We start from the raw sequence: 19865 nt of genomic DNA, 5'->3' as shown, positions 1-19865 counted from the left end.
CCACATCGCTTGAGGTTGTTAAAGTTGAGTTTGTCGTAGGCCGGATCGCAGCGAAGCGAAGATCGGGCATGGCAGTGGGAACGCACACACCATCACAATCGCCTCAAGGCGGGTCATAACCACCCGGGTTCCAGGGATGGCAGCGGAGTATTCGCCAGACTGCTTTGAAGCTGCCTCGTAGAACGCCGTGTTTGCGGATCGCTTCCACCGCGTACTGGCTGCACGTGGGCGTAAAACGACAGTGCGGACCCAGCATCGGGCTGATCGCCATCTGATAAAAACGGATGGGGGCAAGCACGAGAACGATGATCCAGTGGTGAATCGTTTTGAACATGCCTAGGTCTTTGATTGCGCGACAGCAGACTCACCGCGCCCGCCTCGTAGATGAATCAACGCGGCGATACTGACGACCGCGATCACTGCTGGCAGGATGAAAACGGAATACCCAGTTTTCAGTGTTTGGACGGATCCGTATTTCGTGGCTTCCGCGATCAGGATGGTGGTGTACATGGCAAACAATCCCAACATCACGGCACCCTCGAAACGCGACACGGTCGAGCGGCTAATGAAAATAGGCCAACAAATCAGGGCGATCATCGTCATCGCGGCGAGGTCAAACCATAGCACCGAAGTCGTCACCGGAACGCCTGCGGGCGACAACACAGCAGCCGCCGGCAACACGATCATCAAGTTAAACATGTTGCTGCCAACGGCGTTTCCGACAGCCAAATCACGTTGGCCTTTCATCGCCGCTACCACCGACGTTGCTAACTCGGGAAGCGACGTCCCGATCGCGACAATGGTCAACCCTATCACGATTTCGCTGATGCCAAATTCGGTGGCAATTTTTACTGCCGAATCCACTAACAATTGAGCTCCCAACACAAGCAATCCCAAGCCAACCAGAATGTAGATCGCATTCAAAACGGCCTGCCCGACCGACAATGTTGGATGGGCTTCGAAATCTGGATCCAACTCGATTGCACTTCGCCGCGACGCTTCCTCACGTCGACCTTTGCGAATCATGTAAATGGTATAGAGGACAAATCCCAGAAACAGCAGGATTCCTTCGACACGGCTGATGGTGCCGTCATAGGCGGTCCCCCACACTGCCAAGGATGACACGATCATCACCGGCACGTCCAAACGAACCAATTGTGACGAAACCGCCAGCGGCACGATCACTGCCGAGATTCCCAGGATCAGCAAAATATTACAAATGTTGCTGCCGATCACGTTGCCCAACGCGATTTCTGAATCCCCTTTCAAACTTGAAACCGAGGAAACGGCAAGCTCGGGAGCACTGGTGCCAAACGCGACCACGGTCAAGCCGATGATTAGGGGCGAGACGCCTGCAAATGCAGCAAGCGTGACCGAACCGCGTACCAGCAATTCCGCTCCGACCACAAGAATCACAAGTCCGACGAGAAGCAACACGTAGGTCATCTGGGAATCAATCTTTTCGTAACAAGAGGGGGGCAGTGGTTCGAGATGACGATTCTAAGCGGAAAGTAAGAATCGAGGAACATGCGTTGGCCGACGGCGAAAATCGTTTCATTCTCGAAGATTGGCTCGCGAGTGGAAGTAATCCGCAAGCAATCCGGCATTAACCGGATCTTCATCCATCGCCTGACACACGCCCCGGTGCGGCTGACGCTAAGGCCATGTTTCAGTAAAATCAGACGTTCGTCCGCAAGCCGCAACGATCGATGCGGCCCCGCGTTCCCTTTCTACAAGTCAAACTACGAGGTGAATTTTGATGCGTATCGTCTTTGCGTTGTTAATTGCTGGGATTTGTCTATCGCAGGTACAAGCGGAAGTGCAAACCAAAGAGGTCACTTATCAGGATGGCGACGTGACGCTCGAAGGCTTTGTCGCTTGGGATCCCGCCGCAATCACGGATCCGACGCCGGGGATCTTGGTGGCCCACCAATGGATGGGGCAAACCGATTACGAGCAAGGCCGATGCAAGCAGTTGGCGGAATTGGGCTACGTCGCATTTGCACTGGACATTTATGGCAAAGGCAACCGGCCGGCGAATCCGCAGGAAGCGGCAAAGCTTTCGGGAACGTTTAAAAACAACTCGGCGTTGTACCGGAAACGTCTGAATCTGGGCCTGAAACAACTGTTGTCACAAAAGGGCGTGGATGCCAAACACATTGCCGCGATCGGATACTGCTTTGGCGGCAAAGGCGTGCTCGAGCTGGCTCGCAGTGGTGCCGATGTCGACGGTGTCGTCAGTTTTCATGGAGCACTCGATTCGCCGAGTCCCGAAGATGGCAAGAATATCAAGGCCAAAGTGCTGATTTGTCACGGAGCCGATGATCCATTTGTTCCCGAAGGCGACATCGATGCCATGAAAAAAGAGTTCAACGATGCAAGTGTCGATTGGCAAATGATCTACTACTCCGGTGCCGTGCATTCGTTCACTCAGCCAATGGCGGGCAATGACAACGCTCGCGGTGCCGCCTACAACGCCAAAGCCGATCATCGATCGTGGGTTGCGATGAAAGCGTTTTTTGCCGAACTGTTTGATTGAGCCAAGCATTAAGGCGTTAGCGAAAGTCGCCAAGACTTTCGGCGCACCCTTTTGGGGTTGCCAGCTATCGCGGTGTATAATTCGCGATAGATTGATCGTTGCGTTCAGCTTCTTTTTCACCGAACCCAGAGTCCAATTTCCAACATGACCTACGTATTGCTGTTGCTCGGTTTGGCCATTTTGGTCGTGGGGGCAGAGTTTCTTGTGCGGGGTGCAGTGACGTTGGCGGAGGCGGCTCGTATTTCGCCACTGGTGATCGGTTTGACCGTCGTGGCGTTTGGAACCAGTGCGCCGGAGCTGGCGGTTTCTTCCGTCTCAAGTCTGAAGGGAGACGCGGCGATCGCGCTGGGCAACGTCGTCGGCAGCAACATTTTTAATGTGTTGTTGATCCTGGGCGTTTCCGCCGTCATCGTTCCCTTGTCGGTATCATCGCAGCTCGTTCGTTTGGATGTGCCAATCATGATCGCCGCCTCGATCGTAGTATGGATGGCTGCCTATGACGGTACCATTCAGCGCTGGGAAGGCGGCTGCATGTTAGCGGCGTTTTTGTTCTATACGGGATGGTTGATTCGAGCGGGCCGCAAAGAATCCAACCCCGACGAACTGCAAGCCGAGGCACCGGTGTCGCGACGAAAGCTGATTGGGAACCTTGGCTTGTTGTTGCTCGGTCTAGGATTGTTGGTTTTCGGTGCCGATCTACTGGTCGATTCGGCAACCGTCATCGCACGGCAATTTGGCGTCAGCGACTTGGTGATCGGTTTGACCATTGTTGCTGCGGGAACCTCGCTACCCGAGTTGGCAACGTCGATTGTGGCTGCCGCGCGAGGCCAGCGTGATATTGCGGTCGGAAACATTGTTGGCAGCAACGTGTTCAATCTGTTGATGGTCTTGGCAACCGCATCGGTGTTAGGGACGTCCGGCGTTCCGGTCGCCAGTGCGGTGCTGTGGTTCGACCTTGCCGTCATGGTTTGGGTCGCAGTTCTCTGTTGGCCAATCTTCCTCTCGCACGCGATCGTGTCTCGTGGCGAAGGTATCGTAATGCTGGTGTTGTACCTGATTTACAACGGGGTGCTGATTGGCGGGGCGATGCAGTTGGAATGGGTTCCGGCTATGAGAACATTGCTCGTTTTTGGATTACTGCCAACCGTTTGCGTGGTCGTCAGCTATTTTGCCTGGAAACACAAGCGGCTCGAGTCTCCAGCTCGCACCTAAATCGACAAAAATTTGTGAGCGAAATCATCGTCGTTGATCGCTCCGCGATCATAACGCTATGAGCGCAGATCGCTCGAAGACGGTGATTCATCGGGTGATCGCTGGACTAGCCAGTCAAAAATCGGCGAAGTCATCAAAGTTGTCACGATTGCCATCAACACCAACACGACGAACAGTTCTTCGGAGATCAATCCGCGTTGCAAGCCGATATTGATCACGATCAATTCCATCAATCCTCGCGCGTTCATCAGTACCCCGATCCCGAGTGATTCACGCCCGGGAACACCGGTCTTCCAAGCTGCCATCGCACATGCCGCTCCTTTTCCAACCACAGCAATCAATAGCACAATTCCGCACAACGCCCACAGATAGACACTGTCCAGGACCGTGATGCGTGTATTCAAACCCGAGTAGGTAAAGAACAGGGGCAACAAGATCGCAACCGTGAGCGGCTCGATTCGCTGGATCAATTCGCGAGTCACCGCTCCACGTGGGATCACTGTGCCGATGATGAAGGCACCAAACACTGCGTGCAAGTGAATCATGTCGGTGAACCAAGCCCCCAGCGACATACACGCTAACGCGATCGCCAAGCTCGCAGGATGCAACGAGTCTTCATTTGGACGATGCCCGCCAAGCAATCGGCTCAACAGTGGTCGAAGCACGACCACGGCGGTCAGTACGAATGCGATGCCGCCTCCGATGCTCCAGTATGCCAACGAGAAGTTATCGTCAAAGCTGGCCAGCACCAGTGCTAACAGGCACCAAGCTGCAGCGTCGTCAATCGCGCCGGCCCCGATCGCGACCGTTCCCATTCGAGTTCCCGCGAGGCCTTTGGTGTGAATGATCCGGGCCAGCATCGGAAACGCGGTGATGCACAACGATGCACCCAAGAACAACATTGCTTCGATCATGCCGGTTTGCGGCATGAACATCGACGTATGACGAACGAAGAACCACGCCAGCACCGAACCCAAGGCAAATGGAACCAGCATCCCCGCGATCGAAACGGCGAGCGAGCTACGAAAGTGTTGGCGAACAATATCGATGCGGAATTCCATCCCCACCACGAACATGTAGAGCGCCAATCCGAGCTGTGAAATCGGATACAGATAGCTTTGCGAATCTCGCGTCGTTTGAGTCGGATCCCAAGGAAACAGCGATTGCTGCCACTCGGGCAGCCAAAGACCAAACAGCGAGGGCCCCAGAGCGACACCCGCAATCATCTCCGCCACGACTTGCGGTTGGCCGAATTTCGCCGCCACCCATCCGACGCCGCGGCACACTAACAAGATTACGGCGATCTGAAGGAACAGATGCAGCGTTAAGTCAAGGTTGTTCATTGTCGACGAGTAAACACGTATTCACGCATCGGTCAGCGATCCGTTCGCAAAGTCGATGCACCACTCGGCGACAGACAACGCACCCCGCGTCATCCGCGAATGATTATAGACAACGATTACGTGTTGTCATGTGTCTCAGTTTCTCCGATTCGCGAATGGTGAGTCACGACGTGACGTCAGGCAATAGCCACGGACGTGAGTCCGTGGTTCGGAAAAACCAAGCGAACCCGAGTCGCAACGCGACGACATGAAAGCATTGTCCCCGGACTCGCGTCCGGGGCTACCTCCAGCCGTCGCTATCGCGACTTATCCGTGCTGCCGACGGGCTTAAACGGCAAGCTCCAGCGGGTTGTCAGTCGGTGTATCGGTTCGACGTTGAAACGTGTCAGTTTCAAATTCGAATTCAAACTCGCCGGGCTCGAAATCGATAGGAACCTGGCATCGAGGTGGCTCGATGCGATTGAGTTTCCAATCAATTCGTCGCAGCCAAGACAGCGACTTTTCCCACGATTTGACTGCTGCTCGGATGCGAACGGCCATCGGGTGATCGGGCTCACGTGTTTCGGTGATCACGTCGAGAGCACCGCTCGGCGAGCCTTTCATCAGCAGTGCCATTGCAAAGTTGCGTTTGCATACGTTGCTGACGTCAGCTCGTTCGGTGACACTTCCTGGCTGCAAGACAAACTGGCGATACACCGACAACGCTTCCTCGACGTGACCGAGTCGCAACAAGCAGACTCCAAGTGTATTGCGAACCGAAGGTTCACGTCCCGCGGATCGCAGCAGCTCGGCTGCCGCTTGATAATCGCGTCGACGGATCAGATTCGACACGCGTACGAGTGCGGGATGCAGCGGAGCGGCATTCTTTGGGGTAGCCACCAACGATGAGGAAACGGTTTGTTTACGGGGGTGTTTCTGTGTGCGCGCGGACATAGGATTGACTCTCTTTGAAAGAACAATTGCATAAAGAAAAAACAGATTAAAAGCGAACCAAACGGTTCGTCTAAATCTGTAATCGCACGTGCAAGTCCACGAGAGTTGCTGAAACGCCTGCGTCGGATGCGGTGACGCAATCACGGCGGTGCCACGGCGGAAGAGATGATTTAGCCTGAGCAATCGAGGCAAAACCGAAATCGAGCGTCTTGAGTGACTCGGGTCGATCTTCGAGTAGTTGGCTGCTCTGGCCTGCGGGGCGAACGACTTCGATAGCCACTTTCGCATCGGAACTGACATCGGCGACGCCCGCTGCGATGTTCGATCCGTGATCCGCACCCTGGCTGATCCCGATTGGCATCAACTGGACGAATGCCGCGGCGAAAATCAACAGCATCAGAGGCTGGCGACAAGCAAGATGCCACCGGCTCGGCAAAAATGCCAAGAGTGAGACGTCACTAGGAAGTTGCCGTTGGGCCATCTGAAATGCTGTCTAATTATCGGCCATCTTGATCTGGCCCTAATCTGGGAAAGCTCGGTTGCGAACCGCGTATTAAGACACGATCGCAACATCTGACTCAATTATCGGATGCCGCTGATCGTTAGCAAGAGCGCCTTCGAAAAATTTTACGAAGTCACGATACTGCGGGAATGAAGCTCGATTGTGTCAACTGTGTCAGCCCTAGGGATACCGAGTCGACGAAATCCATTTAATTGCACCGAATTCCCCAGCCCGCACGCTTTATGCAATCCATACCTATACGTTGCAGTAATTTTTGGGGCCACGATTGGGGATTAGGCATGTTAACGGAACGACCGAACACGGAACGCAAAGCACTTGCGGTGAACTTAGACGCACGTCGTTATGGATCGTTCGCCGAAATTGGCGCGGGCCAAGAAGTCGTCCGCTGGTTCTTTCGCGTGGGCGGTGCTGCCGGAACGATCGCCAAAAGCATGTCGGCGTACGATATGTCCGTTAGCGATGCGATTTATGGTCATTGCGAACGCTATGTTTGTCGCCAACGACTGCAGGACATGCTCGACCACGAACATGCACTGAACCTCGAGCGTTTGCGTGAAAGCCGCGGCGATACCACTGCCTTCTTTGCGTTTGCCGATACCGTATCGGCTCGCAATTTTCATGGCACCAACGATTGCCATGGTTGGATGGGAATTCGATTCCAGGCTCACCCACGTGACCAAGACAGCCAAATCATTCTTCACGTTCGTATGCTCGATACCGAAAACGCGCTACAGCAGGAAGCCCTCGGCATCGTCGGTGTCAATTTGTTGTATGGTGCCTTCTTTCTAAATCATGAACCTGATCAATTGATCGAATCGTTGCTTGATAACTTGAGCACACGTCGGATCGAAATTGACATGATCGAGTTCTCAGGAATTGCGTTCCGTCACGTGGACAATCGTGTGATGAGTCTGCGGTTGGTTCAGCTAGGGCTCAGCAGTGCGGCAATGTTTTCGGCCAACGGAGAAGTGCTTCAGCCCTCTGAAGTGCTCTACAAGAAGCCAATATTGGTCGAGCGTGGCAGTTTTCGACCGCTCACCAATGTCAATGTCGACATGCTCGAAGCAGCAAAAGAAAAATTCCAAGCCGAAGCCGACGTGGACGCAAACGAAGTCGTCTCGCTTGCTGAAATCACGATGAAGAATTTGCAGGCCAACGGTGACATCGATCTACGAGACTTTCTCGCACGCGTCGATCTGCTCGCGGCCAGCGGCATGACGGTCTTGATTTCGGACTACTTCGAATACTATCGACTTGCCGCCTACTTGGCTCGCCATACCAAAAAGAAAATTGGCATCACGATGGGCGCCGCCAGCCTTGTTGAGTTGTTCGACGAAAAATATTACACCAAACTTGATGGCGGCATCCTCGAGTCGTTTGGACGTTTGTTCAAGAACGATTTGAAACTCTATATTTACCCGTTACTGGATCGCAAATCGGGCGAACTGACGACGGTGGACAACCTCAAAATCGCCGAGGAAATTCGCACCTTGTACCAATACTTGGTCGACAAAGGATGCATCGAACAACTCGACGATTACAATCCCGAGCACCTCGGCACCTTCTCGCGTGAAGTCCTGGAACAAATCCAATCAGGCGATCCGAGTTGGACAGAGCACGTGCCTTCCGAAGTCGCCGCGTTGATTCAACAGCGAGGCTTCTTTGGTTGTCGACGTCCGAAGGCGGTGAAGGCGATCGAGAAATCACGACCAGCCATCGCTCCCCTCGCAGTCGGCAACGGATTAATTCCATTGGCGCAAGTGCAATCACACTGATTTGCGGTCACCATCGACATGCTTTGTCGTGATGCTCTATGATCATGGCGAAAATGTGCGGCTTGATTGCCGCATTCCTTTTGCCGATCTTGGAAAACTCGAATGCGAATCAAGCCTGTTGAAAATGTGGATCTGACGACGCCTTATGGATTGATGCGAACTCATCTGTTTCGCCCTGATCGCGACGGTAAATTCCCAGGCGTGATCCTGTTCGCTGAAATCTACCAGATGACCGAACCGATCGCACGCACCGCAGCGATGATCGCGGGTCATGGCTTCATCGTCGCGGTCCCCGACGTCTATCACGAATTCACCGAGCCCAGTGAAGCGTTTGCCTATGACGCCGTCGGGACCGAACGTGGCAATACCCTGAAAACGACCAAGGAACTCGCCAGCTACGACGCGGACGCACGGGCTGCGATCGATTTTCTGCAAAACGATTCGCTGTGCAGCGGGCGGATCGGCACCGTCGGGATCTGTCTGGGCGGACATCTCGCATTTCGCGCTGCCATGAACAATCAGGTGAAAGCCGCTGTCTGTTTCTACGCGACCGACATTCACAAACGCAGTTTGGGCAAAGGAATGTGCGACGATAGCTTGGACCGAATTCCTGAAATTGATGCCGAGATGATGATGGTTTGGGGACGTCAAGATCCACATGTCCCTGACGAAGGTCGTCGTTTAATCTACGATGCCATGACCGCAGTGGGCACGCGATTCAGTTGGCACGAAGTCAATGGCGAACATGCCTTTATGTGAGACGTAGGCCACCGCTACGATCCCGAACTCGCTCACCTCTTAAACGGCATGATGTGTCAGCACTTTACCAGCCATCTGAAGTGATTCGATTTTACTCGCGTCTCGAAGCTAGCTTGATCTGTTAAACCTCGTTGTTTTGCACTGCCGCGTGCTGCGATAGCGTGGTCAACACCGAAGGCGACCAATTCGATTCACTTTGATTTCCCTTGGCTGCACAGCGGCCGATCCCGCCCATCTCGGGAAGCACTCGAGCTGCGATCGCGAGGATCTCGTTCGTAAGCTCGGGGAACATTTGCTGCAATCCAATTGTGAAATTCAGCGGATTGCGAATGAACACCTCACCTCGTCCATGTTGGCACGCGGTCAAAATTTGGTTCGCTGCCGTTTCCGCGTTCATCGCCATTCCCGGTATCGAGTCTCCGATACTGAACCATGCGTACTCATCGCGATGTTGGCCTTTGAAAATCGCGTTTCGAGGACTTCCCGTACACATCAATCCGGGACAGGCGGTGGTGACAAAAATGTTTTCTTGTTTCAATTCGGCTCGCAACCCGTTGGAAAGTCCAACCAAGGCAAATTTGCTTGCCGCGTACGGCAACATGTGAGGCACCGCTCGTTTACCGCCAACCGAAGCGACGTTGACGATCCGACCCCATCCCTGATTCCTCATATGGGGAAGTGTTTCCAGAACGGTGTGCAGGGCGCCCCAGCAATTCGTTCTCATCGAGTTTTCGAAATTATCCATCGTCATCGAGTCCAATGGACCGACCGTGATGATCCCCGCAACGTTGATTAGCACGTCAATGCCACCAAAATTTTGTGCAACCTCTTCGATGAACTGGGCAACTTGCGTTTTGTCGCGGACGTCGCATGGTTTTGCGACAACCTCGGCACCGCGTTGACGCAGTTCGCTCGCTGCGACGTTTAGATCGTCGGCGGTGCGAGCACAAATTGCCAGCCGAGCCCCTTGATCGGCAAGTTGTCGAGCCAGAACGAGTCCTAGACCGCGTGACCCGCCGCTAATTACAACACGTTTGTCACGCCAAGAAAACTCGCGGTTGCGTCGGGCCACGGTGCGGACCAATTGCAATCCACCATAAGCCGCTGCGGCGGTGATCGCCAATTTTGTAAGCTTATTCATGCATCCGTTAACTCACTTTCGCTTTTCAGCACTTCATCACCGTCTTCTTGCTCGATCAAATAGGCCGGTTCGTCTTCGCTTGCATTTCGCGTGATTTCGCTGCATCTGATCGTCTTAGTGACTTTCTGTTTGTAGGACTCTTTGATTTGTCCCTTCGCTGTACCGCTGCCGTAATTCCAGCAGACGTATTGGTTGACTCTGAATTTCTGTGTCATGATTGTCTCCGTGGAAAATCGATTTGGTTGCATCGCGGTTCGGGCTAAGCCACACTTGCCACTTGGACGACGCAATTGTCGCAACAACATTCCGATCCAGCTTGTTCATCCTGCGTCGCAAAATGTTTTGCGATCCGTGACCAACGACACTCAGCCGATTCGGCATACTGAACCATTTGGTCCAATGCGATGCGCCGGTGTTCGCTCCGTAAACGCGACTCGTCTGCTAACCGGTCCGTCACTTCGTGGTCGATTCGGTCGATGAGACACGTCCATTGGCCGCGGCCTGAGGGAGCCACTAAACCGGCAGACGCCAGATGTTGAAAGCAGTTTTTTAGAGTTTGCTGCCCTAATGGACTTATCTGTTTTAGGTCTTTGAGCGAAACCGATCCGGTGTCATCACCATATCGCTCGACGCCTTGAATTAATGTGTGATGCGCAGTTCGCAATTGCGAGGAATCGAGGCTGCCGCCAGCGAACAGTTTCTGTAGTCGCAAATCTTCGCGATCGTACAGTAGCGTACATGCCGCTAGTTCTCCGTCGCGGCCTGCCCTGCCAAACTCTTGGTAATAGGCTTCAATCGAGCCCGGTATGTCATGATGAATGACTCGCCGGATGTCAGGTTTGTCGATACCCAATCCAAAGGCGTTGGTCGCGAACATCACTGCAGCAGGGCCGTTCATGAACGCTTCCTGTGACGCAATTCGGTCCGTTTTTTTCATCTTGCCGTGGTACGCCAGCGTCGGCATCGGCAGGTCCGAAAGTTTGCTGCAAAGCCGTTCAACGGTGTTGGTGGTAGCGCAATACACGATCGCTGGCTCATTGGCGATCAAATCCGATTCGTCGCCTAGGAGCGATCGAAGCTGACGCTCCTTTTCCTCATCGCCGTAGGACGCCATCACTGACAAACGCAAATTGGGCCGGTGAGTTCCTGTTGCCACAATTGCCGGATCGGAAAGTTTCAGGCAGCTGACAATTTGGTCGATCGTTTGTGGCGACGCGGTAGCTGTCATCGCGAGCGTCGGAGGATTGCCAAGTCGTTTGCGGGCGTAATGCAAGCACAAATAGTCGGGACGAAAGTCGTGGCCCCATTCGCTGACGCAGTGCGCTTCATCGATCACGAACAAATCGACTCCCACCTCGCTCAGCAATTGGCATATATCGGATTGCTGAAGACGCTCGGGAGTTGTAAAGACAAATTCGGCTTTTCCCGATTGGATATCATGATGAAACTCGCGGAGCTGTTTCGCCGACTTGGAACTGTTTAAAATCGCAGCTTCGCATCCGAGTTCGCGGATGTGCTTTGCCTGGTCTTCGGCCAACGAAATTAGCGGGCTGACCACCACCGTCACGCCCTCGAGTGCAAGCCCGGGAAGCTGGTAACACAAGCTTTTGCCTGAGCCAGTGGGCATCAGGATTAACGTGTCCCGTCCTTCCATCGCAGCTTTGCATGCCTCGGATTGACCAGGACGAAACTTTTTAAAACCGAAATCTTCACTGAGTCGATTACGGAGTTGTTTAATGGAGGTCACAGCAATCTCAAAAAGTGAAATTTTGCTAAGAGAGGGAAGAACAACCGCCGGGTTCGATAGGAAAACGAATGTGCATACAGAAACACATCCTGTAATTACGCCCGCGAGCGTATAACGAGAGAAACACGGCGGCTTGATTTCGGAAAGCGTTAACGCAATTTGCGTTCCCGCTCGATGGACGAAATCCAATAATTCTGAATTCCGTCATTTATCCCGTGAAAAACGATGCGGAAATCGGTAAACCATCGTGAGACACGCAATGGGCGTTCGCAATCGTGTTGATCGGACTTTGACCATCGGGGCAAATGGTCAATCAGCCAAATGCTGGAATCGTTGAAACACGCGGACTAAGACGATGATTCGAACTGAAACTTCAATCTTGCTTTCAATGACTTGGCTTTAGACAATGACGGCTGGGTTCAGGCATCCATTCAAATAGGGGATTCGCATGATTGTCTCAGTAAACTTTCCAATTCGCTGCCTCGCGTTATACGGCGTCAGCATGATCGCCAGCACGGGAGCGTTATCGAGTTTGATGGCTCAGGATTTCGAGATCATTGAGCGACGTTTAGGAGGGATCGTCGCCGATGGCGAACTTACACTCCAACAGGCGAGCGTAATGCTGAATTCATTGCATGAGTTCGCAGAAAACCAAGAACTCCGAGAACGCGAAGAACGAGAGCATGGACGTGAGCATCAGCTTGAAGTGCGAGAACAGCTGCGTCGGCTCGGCGTTGATGACGCGATACAAAATCAAGCCCGCAAAACATTAGAAGCCGAAGGAATCCATGGCGAGCGGCTCGGCAGAACGATGCAAGTCCTCTCGCGACTGTTTAGTGCGATGCGTTCCACCGATCAGCGAGTCGGGATCAGTCCTGATACACGTCATCACTTGAAAAGCGAATTGGATCTAACGGATGAACAGATTGCGACTGTGATGAATTTGGCCACTCGTTTTCAACAAGCCGAGCGTCACCGTCCTGGACCACGCGACCAGGATAGGGACCTTGATCGACTTTCCGATCGCCACAACGCCACAACGGAAGCCATTGTTGATTGGGTTGAGATGATGTTAATGGATCTAAAACACGCCGTTGAGTCCGGGCATCTGAGTAAAGACGAGGCTTGGCAAAAATGGCAGAAGGTCAAAGAAACCAAAATCGAGTCAAAATTAAAAGCCAACCTAGAATCGGGCGAGTTAAGCGAAGATCGTGTCAACCAAATAAAAGAGTTGATCGAGAAGAACGATTCACGATTCAAATCCAAAATCGAAGATCATCAAGATTAGACATACTTAATGGTGTTGGAATACGGAGCGTGGATGTCGCTTCCCTAATGTTTAACGATCGCTCCTCCGCGGGCATTAGGCAAGCTAGGGCGGAATGGGATGTTTGGGTGGGCGACTAAGTGTGAGTTGACAATGAATCTCATTTTCAACTTTGCTCGCGAGATCCCACAAAATGGGATTATCTTTCCGGTCAAAGTCTATAGGTCGATGCCGCAAAACACGGTCGCCGCACCGCACGTGGCCAATGTCACCAACTTTGATACTGTAGTGAGCCGACGGCGCTAGCCGCGGGCCGTTTGGTATGAAGCAAGTTGCGTCAAAGCCCGAGGCTAGCGCCCAATGCCATAGTCCCGTAAAACGCCGAGTGAATCTCGCCGGCACTCGATTCAAACTCTGATATAGCAGCATAGTCTCTATAGGTTGCAGCAGAGGCGTCGTAATCACGCACCGGCATTCTCGGCGAAGGATTGCAGCGGCAAAATCGAGTGGAAGGGTGGGACTCCGATCAAATGTACAGATTTCCATCGACTCGATATTTTTTTGATCTCTATACACTTTCTTGCTATCTGGGTTGTGTTGACACCTGATGGTTGCGTTAGGATGGTCGGGGTCTCCTGCTGTCAGTTTATTCGGATACGAAGGTGCAAGATGATTCGGGTGTTGCTATTGATTGCGGTGATTGGAGTTGCCGCCGGGTGCGGGAAAGACCACATTTATGATCACCTTGTCGAGATCGAAATTCCGCAATGGACGGGGGTAGCAGCAAGTTTGCTCCAACCCGCAACGAGGCAAGCTGCGGAGTCGAGCGGAGTTGGGGAGTTTGTCTTGATTGATGTCGACGATGAAGCGTGTCTTAGGTCGCACGGAGTCGACAAATCCGAGTTACAGAAGCAGGTCTGGGCCCGCGACATGTTGGACGCGGCTCTTCGCCGGATCAAACCTGGGACCTCTTACGATGCGGTCATCCAGAAGATTGGCGAGCCGGAAAGAGTTGCCATGGGCAAAGCAGGAGACCCGGAGGGCGTCGTCACCTATGTCTGGCTTGATGAACAAGCGGGGATGACGATGATCATGTTCCAAGAGGATCGTTTGGCCGCAGTGTTGCCGTGTTGGTGATTCAATCACGTGACCGCGCAAGCGGTTGCGACTGTACAGGACTCTTTCACTGGCCGCCACACATCGCTCGAAACCCTGTTTCGTAAGTGCGAGCGATCGATGTTTGTATGGTAAGCAGTTAGGCAGGAGTCTTTCAGTAAATTGGCCGTTTTGGCGCTAGCCACGGTTCCGGAGCTGAACCGGGGCTAGAGCCCAATCGCAACGCTGTAAAGCATTTTCTGGTAGCGGAACTCGTCAAGAGTTTCGGGCATCCTGGACAGTCAACGAAAGTCTTGACGACTTCCGCTACGTTGAAACGCCGCAATTCACGAAAAAAAAATGCTTCACAGCGTTGGCCCAAACGGCTAACGGGTTCCACCCAATGATTCCGGCCTAACTGCTTAGCTAAGGGCTGCAATCAGGGGATCAAATCGGACAGACGTTCACTGACGAAATCGCGGATCTCGTCACGAACACGGCGGTACTGGTCAAGTGCATCTTGTTCGCTGGCCGCTTCTTTGGCCAGTTTTGGTGGATCATCAAAACCGACGTGGACCAGCTTTGCTTTGGTCAGAAATGCTGGACAGTTTTCGTCGGCATGACCGCACACCGTGATCACCAGATCGAGTGGCACGTCGCTGAGTGTGCTCGCCAGTTTCGAAGACTGTCCCGAAATATCTACGCCAGCTTCTTTCATCACCTGCATCGCGTTGGGATTCATTCCGTGTGCCTCGATGCCTGCGGAGTAGGCTTCGATCGCGTCGCCGTGATAATGCCTCGCCCAGCCTTCGGCCATCTGGCTACGGCACGAGTTGCCTGTGCAGAGAAATAATACGTGCTTCTTACTCATTCGTATTCTTTGATTCGGATTGAAGAGTTTGTCATGTTTGCTTTTCAGTGTCGCCAAGTATTGTAGAACAATTGTCTCAATTGTTCGTCCGGCACACCTCGCCCCCAACGCTGAACAATTGAGACAATTGTTCTACATCGGAAAACTTTTGAAAGTCGATCTTAGTGCGTGAGTGAACTATTGGAACCGACGATACGGCGAAGGCCCGCTATTCCGGTCGGCGGTTCGACTTGCCAGGGAACCATCGCAACGCGAGTCGCCAGCGATGAGCCGACTTCGTCGATAAAGGGTAACTCGTGATGTTGTCGACGACGCAGATTTGCATCGGTCACCGACAGAGGCACCAGACTCTGATTGATGACCCAGGCGAACGGTTCGATCTCGGCGCGTCGTAAATCTTGTTGTAGCTTTGCCGCTTCGTGAACCGGCGTCGCTTCGGGTAACGTGACGACCAACACGCGAGTGAAGTCGGGATCTCGTAAACGCGGCAACAGTTTTTCTACCGACTCGGGCATCTGGCTCGATTGCCGCGTCACTTCGCGGTGGTACGCTAGCGCCGAGTCGAGCAGTAGGATCGTGTGCCCTGTCGGTGCGGTATCTAGCACCACGAAACGGTTCGTGCCTTCGGAGACCGCTTTGGCGAAGGCACGGAACACCGCGATTTCTTCGGTACAAGGGGATCGCAAATCCTCCTCAAGTAATGCTTTTCCGTCGGCGTCCAAGTCGGAGCCCGCGGTCTGCAGCACTTCCTCGGTATAGTCGGCTGTTTCCTTGGCCGGATCAATGCGTCCGACGGTCAACCCTGGTTGCTCGTCTGCAGCAATCGTGGCCGCAATATGAGCCGCCGGGTCGGTCGTGGAAAGGTGAACATCGAAACCTCGCTCGGCCAGTGCGACCGCGACTGCAGCCGCGACGGTCGTTTTGCCAACGCCTCCTTTGCCCATCGTCATGATCACCCCGTGCCCCACACTCGCCAATTCGTCGATCAGCGAGCCGAGCCCGTCGGGATAGGTGTCAATCGATGGCAATTCGGCCGCATCGTTGGCTTGATCTGTCTCTGACTTGCCGACCTGTCGCAGCGACGGGACTCCCATCAAACCACTGCTGGTGAGAGGAACGTTGGATCGATCGAGGTCGCGAATGGCATCCGGCATTTCGGCAATCGCTTGCTCGCCACGCTGCTGCATCGCCGCTGCGATTGCGTCGCTCGAGGATTCGCAAGTAAACACACCGTTGATAATCAAGTGCTGGTTCTTTACTCCCAGGTTCTGCAGCTCAATACTCGATCGCGCAGCTTCGCGAAACGCGGACGGTTCGGGGCGAGTCACTAAAACGAGTGTCGTCAAGTTGGCATCTGCAAGCGCCTCGACGGTTCGTTTGTAGAGCAACGTCTGTGCTTGCAGTCCCGCCAACGGCCCTAAACACGAGGTTCCGGTGGTGTTGTTTTCGATAAAGCCCGACCACGCGGACGGCAACGTCAACAAACGCAGCGTGTGGCCTGTCGGCGCGGTATCGAAGATCACGTGATCAAACTCCGCCGTGGCCTGTGGATCGCCGAGCAGTTTGGAAAACTCGTCAAACGCCGCAATTTCCAGCGTGCATGAACCCGAGAACTGCTCTTCCATACTTCGCACCGCCGCATCCGGCAGCACTCCGCGGTACGGCCCCACCATTCGCTCGCGGTATTCCGATGCTGCCGTTTCAGGATCCAGGTTCATTGCCGACAGGTTCGGCACCAATTCAACGGGCGTCGGGTCATTGCTTAGCGTCGTGCCAAGCACTTCGTCCAAGTTGGATGCCGGGTCGGTCGAAACTAACAGCACTCGCAGTCCACGGTCGGCCAGTTGAACCGCCGTCGCACACGCCATCGATGTCTTGCCCACTCCACCCTTGCCGGTGAAGAACAAATTACGCGTCGGTTTTTCTAGGAATTGCATTCCAATACTCGGTTTCAAAGTGGGGTAGGCTTCCAGCCTGTCATCGGAGCTATCAATTGCGAATCAGGCTTCTAGCCTGTCACTAAGTTCCTCGTTCAATCACTGACCTCACGCCACCGCTTAGCAGCAACCCGAGTTGCCACCACAGCAACCCGAACCCGACGCCATCGGCAGTGTCGTCTTTGGTTTCACGGCCGTCCCGGTCCACATCGCTAGCTTCTCACGCGACGGATACTCGCTGCGGCTGACGACACGATCATCCACAATCACCAGCGGCAAGCACTCGACGCCTTCGTCGGCAAGCATTTGCTGAACCGTTGCATTTTTGGCAAACTCGGCTGGATCTTGAGCAAGGTTGAATCGCGTGACCTCGTGGCCTTGATCTTTGATCCAATCCAGATCGGCTGCGAACTTGGGCAACACCGGATCGACTTGCGGACCACAGACGCCGGTCGAGCAGCACATGGCCTTGTCATAAATTTGCACTTTGGACATCACATATTCTCCAAGAGTAAAAGCTCAATTAGTTAGTTGATACAGCGGTTTCGAGTGCGATTTGTGTCATACACAGTCGGTAGCAACTGTCAAATTCGGGGCACTGGCGGCAGTCGTCCCACTGCGAGACATCGGTCTCAATGTTCGGATGGGCTCGCATCATTCCCCAGGGTGCTCGCCGACTTGAAACCGCTCGGGGAACATGCTTCCGAAACATTTTCTATGTTTGATGCTATTCATCTGATCGCCTCCGAATGGGATGCTAAATCGGGTCCACTCAATTCGCCTTCGTTGGAAGACTCGGCTGGAAACCAGCCTTGTGTTTTGATGCAGAATTTGACCAAGCCCAGCATCAAAGGCACTTCAATCAGCACACCGACGACGGTCGCCAGGGCTGCCCCTGATGACAATCCGTACAACATTGTGGCCGTCGCGATCGCAACTTCAAAGTGATTCGATGCGCCGATCATTGCGGTTGGAGCAGCGGACTCGTAAGGGAATCCCATCGCTTTGCTGATCCCGTAGCCAAGTGCAAAGATCACCAGCGTTTGAATCGTCAACGGAACGGCGATCCATAAAATTGTCAACGGGTTTTCAACGATGGTCTCGCCTTTGAAGGAAAACAACAATACCAGCGTTGCGAGTAGAGCTGTGATCGTGATCGGCGTCAGGAAATGCAAGAACTTGTCACGAAACCAGGCTTCTCCCTTGGTAGCGATCAGCCATGTGCGCGAGATGTATCCGGCGGCCAACGGCAACGCGACATAAACTCCGATCGACAACAACAACGCCTGCCAAGGTACGGGAAGCTGGCCGACGCCGAGCAGGAATCCCCCTAGAACGCCATACAAAACGAGCATCGTCAGCGAATTAATCGCGACCATCACGAGCGTGTGTCCGTCGTTTCCTTTCGCCAAAAATCCCCAAACGAGAACCATGGCGGTGCAGGGAGCGATTCCAAGCAAGATGCACCCCGCCAAGTAACTACGCCAGAGCGGGACTTGCAGCATCTTCACGCCTTCGACCAATACCACTTCCCCCGCACCATACGCTGCACCGACCTCGAGATTGCTTCCCAAAGGAGCTTTCACGTAATCGACGGCGTCGGGACCGATGAAGCCAAGAAACAGCGTACCCAGAAAGAAACTCGCGATCGCGTACATCGTGAACGGTTTGATCGCCCAGTTAAGAATCAGGGTCAAGCCAACCGGCTGAATTGATTTGCCCGCTTTTACGACTTCTCCAAAGTCGATCTTGACCATAATCGGGTACATCATGAAGAACAGGCAGACTGCGATCGGAATCGAAATCACCGGAGCATCGTTGACATAGATTGCCATGGCGTCGAGTGACTTGGCCATTCCCGGAGCGATTTTGCCAAGTGCAATTCCGGCGACAATGCAAAGGCCAACCCAGACGGTCAGGTACCGTTCAAAGAAGCCGATCCCCTTTTTCTCCGTGGGGCAGGTGTCAGGATGATTCATTTTCTTGTCTTTCATCGAACTCGCTAATATCGTTTATCGCCGCTAAACGATAGACTTAAGTAAAAAAAAGGCGGTCACAGTCCCTCGACGAACGCCTTGAGTTGTTCGAGTCGCTTGGCGTTGATGCAGTAGCAGACTTTCGGCCCATCGACCTCACCTTGGATCAGGCCTGACTCTTTTAATATCTTCAGATGCTGGGAAACTGTTGATTGAGCCAGCGGCAACTGATCGACGATTTCGCCACAAACACAGGCTTCGCGGCCGATCAGCAGTCGCACGATCTGGACCCGCGCCGGATGCGCGATCGCCCAAGCGAGTTTTGCAAAATCCTCCGCCGTCGGATCCGCTTTCAGCTTCACCGGCGTCGAGTCGCATTTCTTAGAGGTCGCTGACTTTGTCATCCATTTCCTTTATCGTCTATCTACGATTGATAGTATCGTCATCGGCGAGCGTCGTCAACAAGAAAAAGTGTAGGGCAAAGCAAAATGGCGATTGGTTTCATGCTAATGCTGGACTACTAAAACATTGGGGTTGTTGTGATCTTTAGTTACGCTGTTTTGCTGCCACCTCTCCGCCAACTTCGTGAGCCGGCTGATTTGGTTGGCCGTTTTGGCCAACGCAGTGAAGCATTTAGCGCCGGCAAATTACAGCATTTGCGTTTCCCGGCTACGCTCGCCAGAGCGTGGATGGTTGCCATCCAATGCGAGTCACCACCTTCTGGCGAAGGTAGCTACCAGAAAATGC

The 19865-nt window shown here is 53.5% G+C and carries 19 protein-coding genes and 1 pseudogene; 7 read left to right on the top strand and 13 right to left on the bottom strand.

The window, feature by feature from the left end:
* Nucleotides 1-103: 103 nt before the first annotated feature.
* Together yidD and SH528x_RS25150 are read right to left on the bottom strand one after the other, a co-directional pair.
* Nucleotides 104-334: a membrane protein insertion efficiency factor YidD gene (gene yidD / locus SH528x_RS25155; protein ID WP_442506199.1), complete on the bottom strand. Its 231-nt coding sequence runs from the start codon at nt 332-334 to the stop codon at nt 104-106.
* Between the two features lie 2 nt (nt 335-336).
* Nucleotides 337-1446, bottom strand: coding sequence for a calcium/sodium antiporter (locus SH528x_RS25150; protein WP_442506198.1), 1110 nt, complete (start codon nt 1444-1446; stop codon nt 337-339).
* Nucleotides 1447-1759: 313 nt separating this feature from the next.
* On the opposite strand from SH528x_RS25150, the gene SH528x_RS25145 reads away from it, so the two are divergent.
* Nucleotides 1760-2539 (top strand): dienelactone hydrolase family protein, encoded by a 780-nt coding sequence (locus tag SH528x_RS25145; RefSeq protein WP_442506197.1) that lies wholly within the window; start codon nt 1760-1762, stop codon nt 2537-2539.
* Nucleotides 2540-2683: 144 nt separating this feature from the next.
* Nucleotides 2684-3751 (top strand): calcium/sodium antiporter, encoded by a 1068-nt coding sequence (locus SH528x_RS25140; protein ID WP_442506196.1) that lies wholly within the window; start codon nt 2684-2686, stop codon nt 3749-3751.
* Between the two features lie 56 nt (nt 3752-3807).
* Here the strand turns inward: SH528x_RS25140 and SH528x_RS25135 are convergent, their stop codons facing one another.
* The 3 genes from SH528x_RS25135 to SH528x_RS25125 all read right to left on the bottom strand — a co-directional run bounded on the left by SH528x_RS25135 (nt 3808) and on the right by SH528x_RS25125 (nt 6508).
* The gene (locus SH528x_RS25135; protein ID WP_442506195.1) at nt 3808-5094 is read right to left on the bottom strand and encodes a cation:proton antiporter domain-containing protein; all 1287 of its coding nucleotides are present in this window, start codon (nt 5092-5094) and stop codon (nt 3808-3810) included.
* A 327-nt stretch (nt 5095-5421) separates the two neighbouring features.
* The gene (locus SH528x_RS25130) at nt 5422-6027 is read right to left on the bottom strand and encodes a tetratricopeptide repeat protein (protein WP_442506194.1); all 606 of its coding nucleotides are present in this window, start codon (nt 6025-6027) and stop codon (nt 5422-5424) included.
* Between the two features lie 70 nt (nt 6028-6097).
* On the bottom strand, nt 6098-6508 hold the full coding sequence (locus SH528x_RS25125) for a hypothetical protein (protein WP_442506193.1): 411 nt from the start codon (nt 6506-6508) through the stop codon (nt 6098-6100).
* A gap of 320 nt (nt 6509-6828) precedes the next feature.
* Here SH528x_RS25125 and SH528x_RS25120 point away from each other — a divergent pair, with 320 nt between their 5' ends.
* Nucleotides 6829-8325: a TonB-dependent receptor gene (locus SH528x_RS25120; RefSeq protein ID WP_442506192.1), complete on the top strand. Its 1497-nt coding sequence runs from the start codon at nt 6829-6831 to the stop codon at nt 8323-8325.
* A 102-nt stretch (nt 8326-8427) separates the two neighbouring features.
* Nucleotides 8428-9168: pseudogene (locus SH528x_RS25115) on the top strand (dienelactone hydrolase family protein).
* A gap of 37 nt (nt 9169-9205) precedes the next feature.
* Here SH528x_RS25115 and SH528x_RS25110 read toward each other — a convergent pair.
* From SH528x_RS25110 to SH528x_RS25100, 3 genes are read right to left on the bottom strand one after another with little or no spacing between them, the layout of a single operon-like run.
* Entirely contained in the window at nt 9206-10225 is a 1020-nt protein-coding gene (locus SH528x_RS25110; RefSeq protein ID WP_442506191.1) for an SDR family NAD(P)-dependent oxidoreductase, read from the bottom strand.
* Nucleotides 10222-10440 carry a DUF2945 domain-containing protein gene (locus tag SH528x_RS25105; protein ID WP_442506190.1) on the bottom strand — a complete coding sequence of 73 codons (219 nt, stop codon included), beginning with the start codon at nt 10438-10440 and terminating at the stop codon, nt 10222-10224. The genes SH528x_RS25110 and SH528x_RS25105 overlap by 4 nt, the downstream gene beginning before the upstream one ends.
* A 44-nt stretch (nt 10441-10484) precedes the next feature.
* Nucleotides 10485-11972, bottom strand: coding sequence for a RecQ family ATP-dependent DNA helicase (locus SH528x_RS25100; RefSeq protein ID WP_442506189.1), 1488 nt, complete (start codon nt 11970-11972; stop codon nt 10485-10487).
* Nucleotides 11973-12420: 448 nt separating this feature from the next.
* On the opposite strand from SH528x_RS25100, the gene SH528x_RS25095 reads away from it, so the two are divergent.
* The 3 genes from SH528x_RS25095 to SH528x_RS25085 all read left to right on the top strand — a co-directional run bounded on the left by SH528x_RS25095 (nt 12421) and on the right by SH528x_RS25085 (nt 14376).
* Nucleotides 12421-13260, top strand: a complete 840-nt coding sequence (locus SH528x_RS25095; RefSeq protein WP_442506188.1) for a hypothetical protein — start codon at nt 12421-12423, stop codon at nt 13258-13260.
* A gap of 132 nt (nt 13261-13392) precedes the next feature.
* Nucleotides 13393-13545: a hypothetical protein gene (locus tag SH528x_RS25090; RefSeq protein WP_442506187.1), complete on the top strand. Its 153-nt coding sequence runs from the start codon at nt 13393-13395 to the stop codon at nt 13543-13545.
* Nucleotides 13546-13908: 363 nt separating this feature from the next.
* On the top strand, nt 13909-14376 hold the full coding sequence (locus tag SH528x_RS25085) for a hypothetical protein (protein WP_442506186.1): 468 nt from the start codon (nt 13909-13911) through the stop codon (nt 14374-14376).
* Nucleotides 14377-14773: 397 nt separating this feature from the next.
* Here the strand turns inward: SH528x_RS25085 and SH528x_RS25080 are convergent, their stop codons facing one another.
* The 5 genes from SH528x_RS25080 to SH528x_RS25060 all read right to left on the bottom strand — a co-directional run bounded on the left by SH528x_RS25080 (nt 14774) and on the right by SH528x_RS25060 (nt 19522).
* Nucleotides 14774-15205 carry an arsenate reductase ArsC gene (locus SH528x_RS25080; RefSeq protein ID WP_442506185.1) on the bottom strand — a complete coding sequence of 144 codons (432 nt, stop codon included), beginning with the start codon at nt 15203-15205 and terminating at the stop codon, nt 14774-14776.
* Nucleotides 15206-15366: 161 nt separating this feature from the next.
* Nucleotides 15367-17142: an arsenical pump-driving ATPase gene (gene arsA, locus SH528x_RS25075; RefSeq protein WP_442506184.1), complete on the bottom strand. Its 1776-nt coding sequence runs from the start codon at nt 17140-17142 to the stop codon at nt 15367-15369.
* Nucleotides 17143-17262: 120 nt separating this feature from the next.
* Nucleotides 17263-17637: an arsenite efflux transporter metallochaperone ArsD gene (gene arsD / locus SH528x_RS25070; RefSeq protein ID WP_442506183.1), complete on the bottom strand. Its 375-nt coding sequence runs from the start codon at nt 17635-17637 to the stop codon at nt 17263-17265.
* A 236-nt stretch (nt 17638-17873) separates the two neighbouring features.
* Nucleotides 17874-19136 (bottom strand): ACR3 family arsenite efflux transporter, encoded by a 1263-nt coding sequence (arsB, locus tag SH528x_RS25065; RefSeq protein WP_442506182.1) that lies wholly within the window; start codon nt 19134-19136, stop codon nt 17874-17876.
* A gap of 59 nt (nt 19137-19195) precedes the next feature.
* Complete coding sequence (locus SH528x_RS25060; RefSeq protein ID WP_442506181.1) at nt 19196-19522, bottom strand: ArsR/SmtB family transcription factor; 327 nt, start codon at nt 19520-19522, stop codon at nt 19196-19198.
* Nucleotides 19523-19865: the final 343 nt, after the last annotated feature.

The sequence above is a fragment of the Novipirellula methanifontis genome (genome assembly GCF_052161655.1).
GTDB lineage: Bacteria > Planctomycetota > Planctomycetia > Pirellulales > Pirellulaceae > Novipirellula.
Note: the sequence above shows the minus strand (reverse complement) of the source record. Positions and strands in the feature narration are given on the sequence as shown.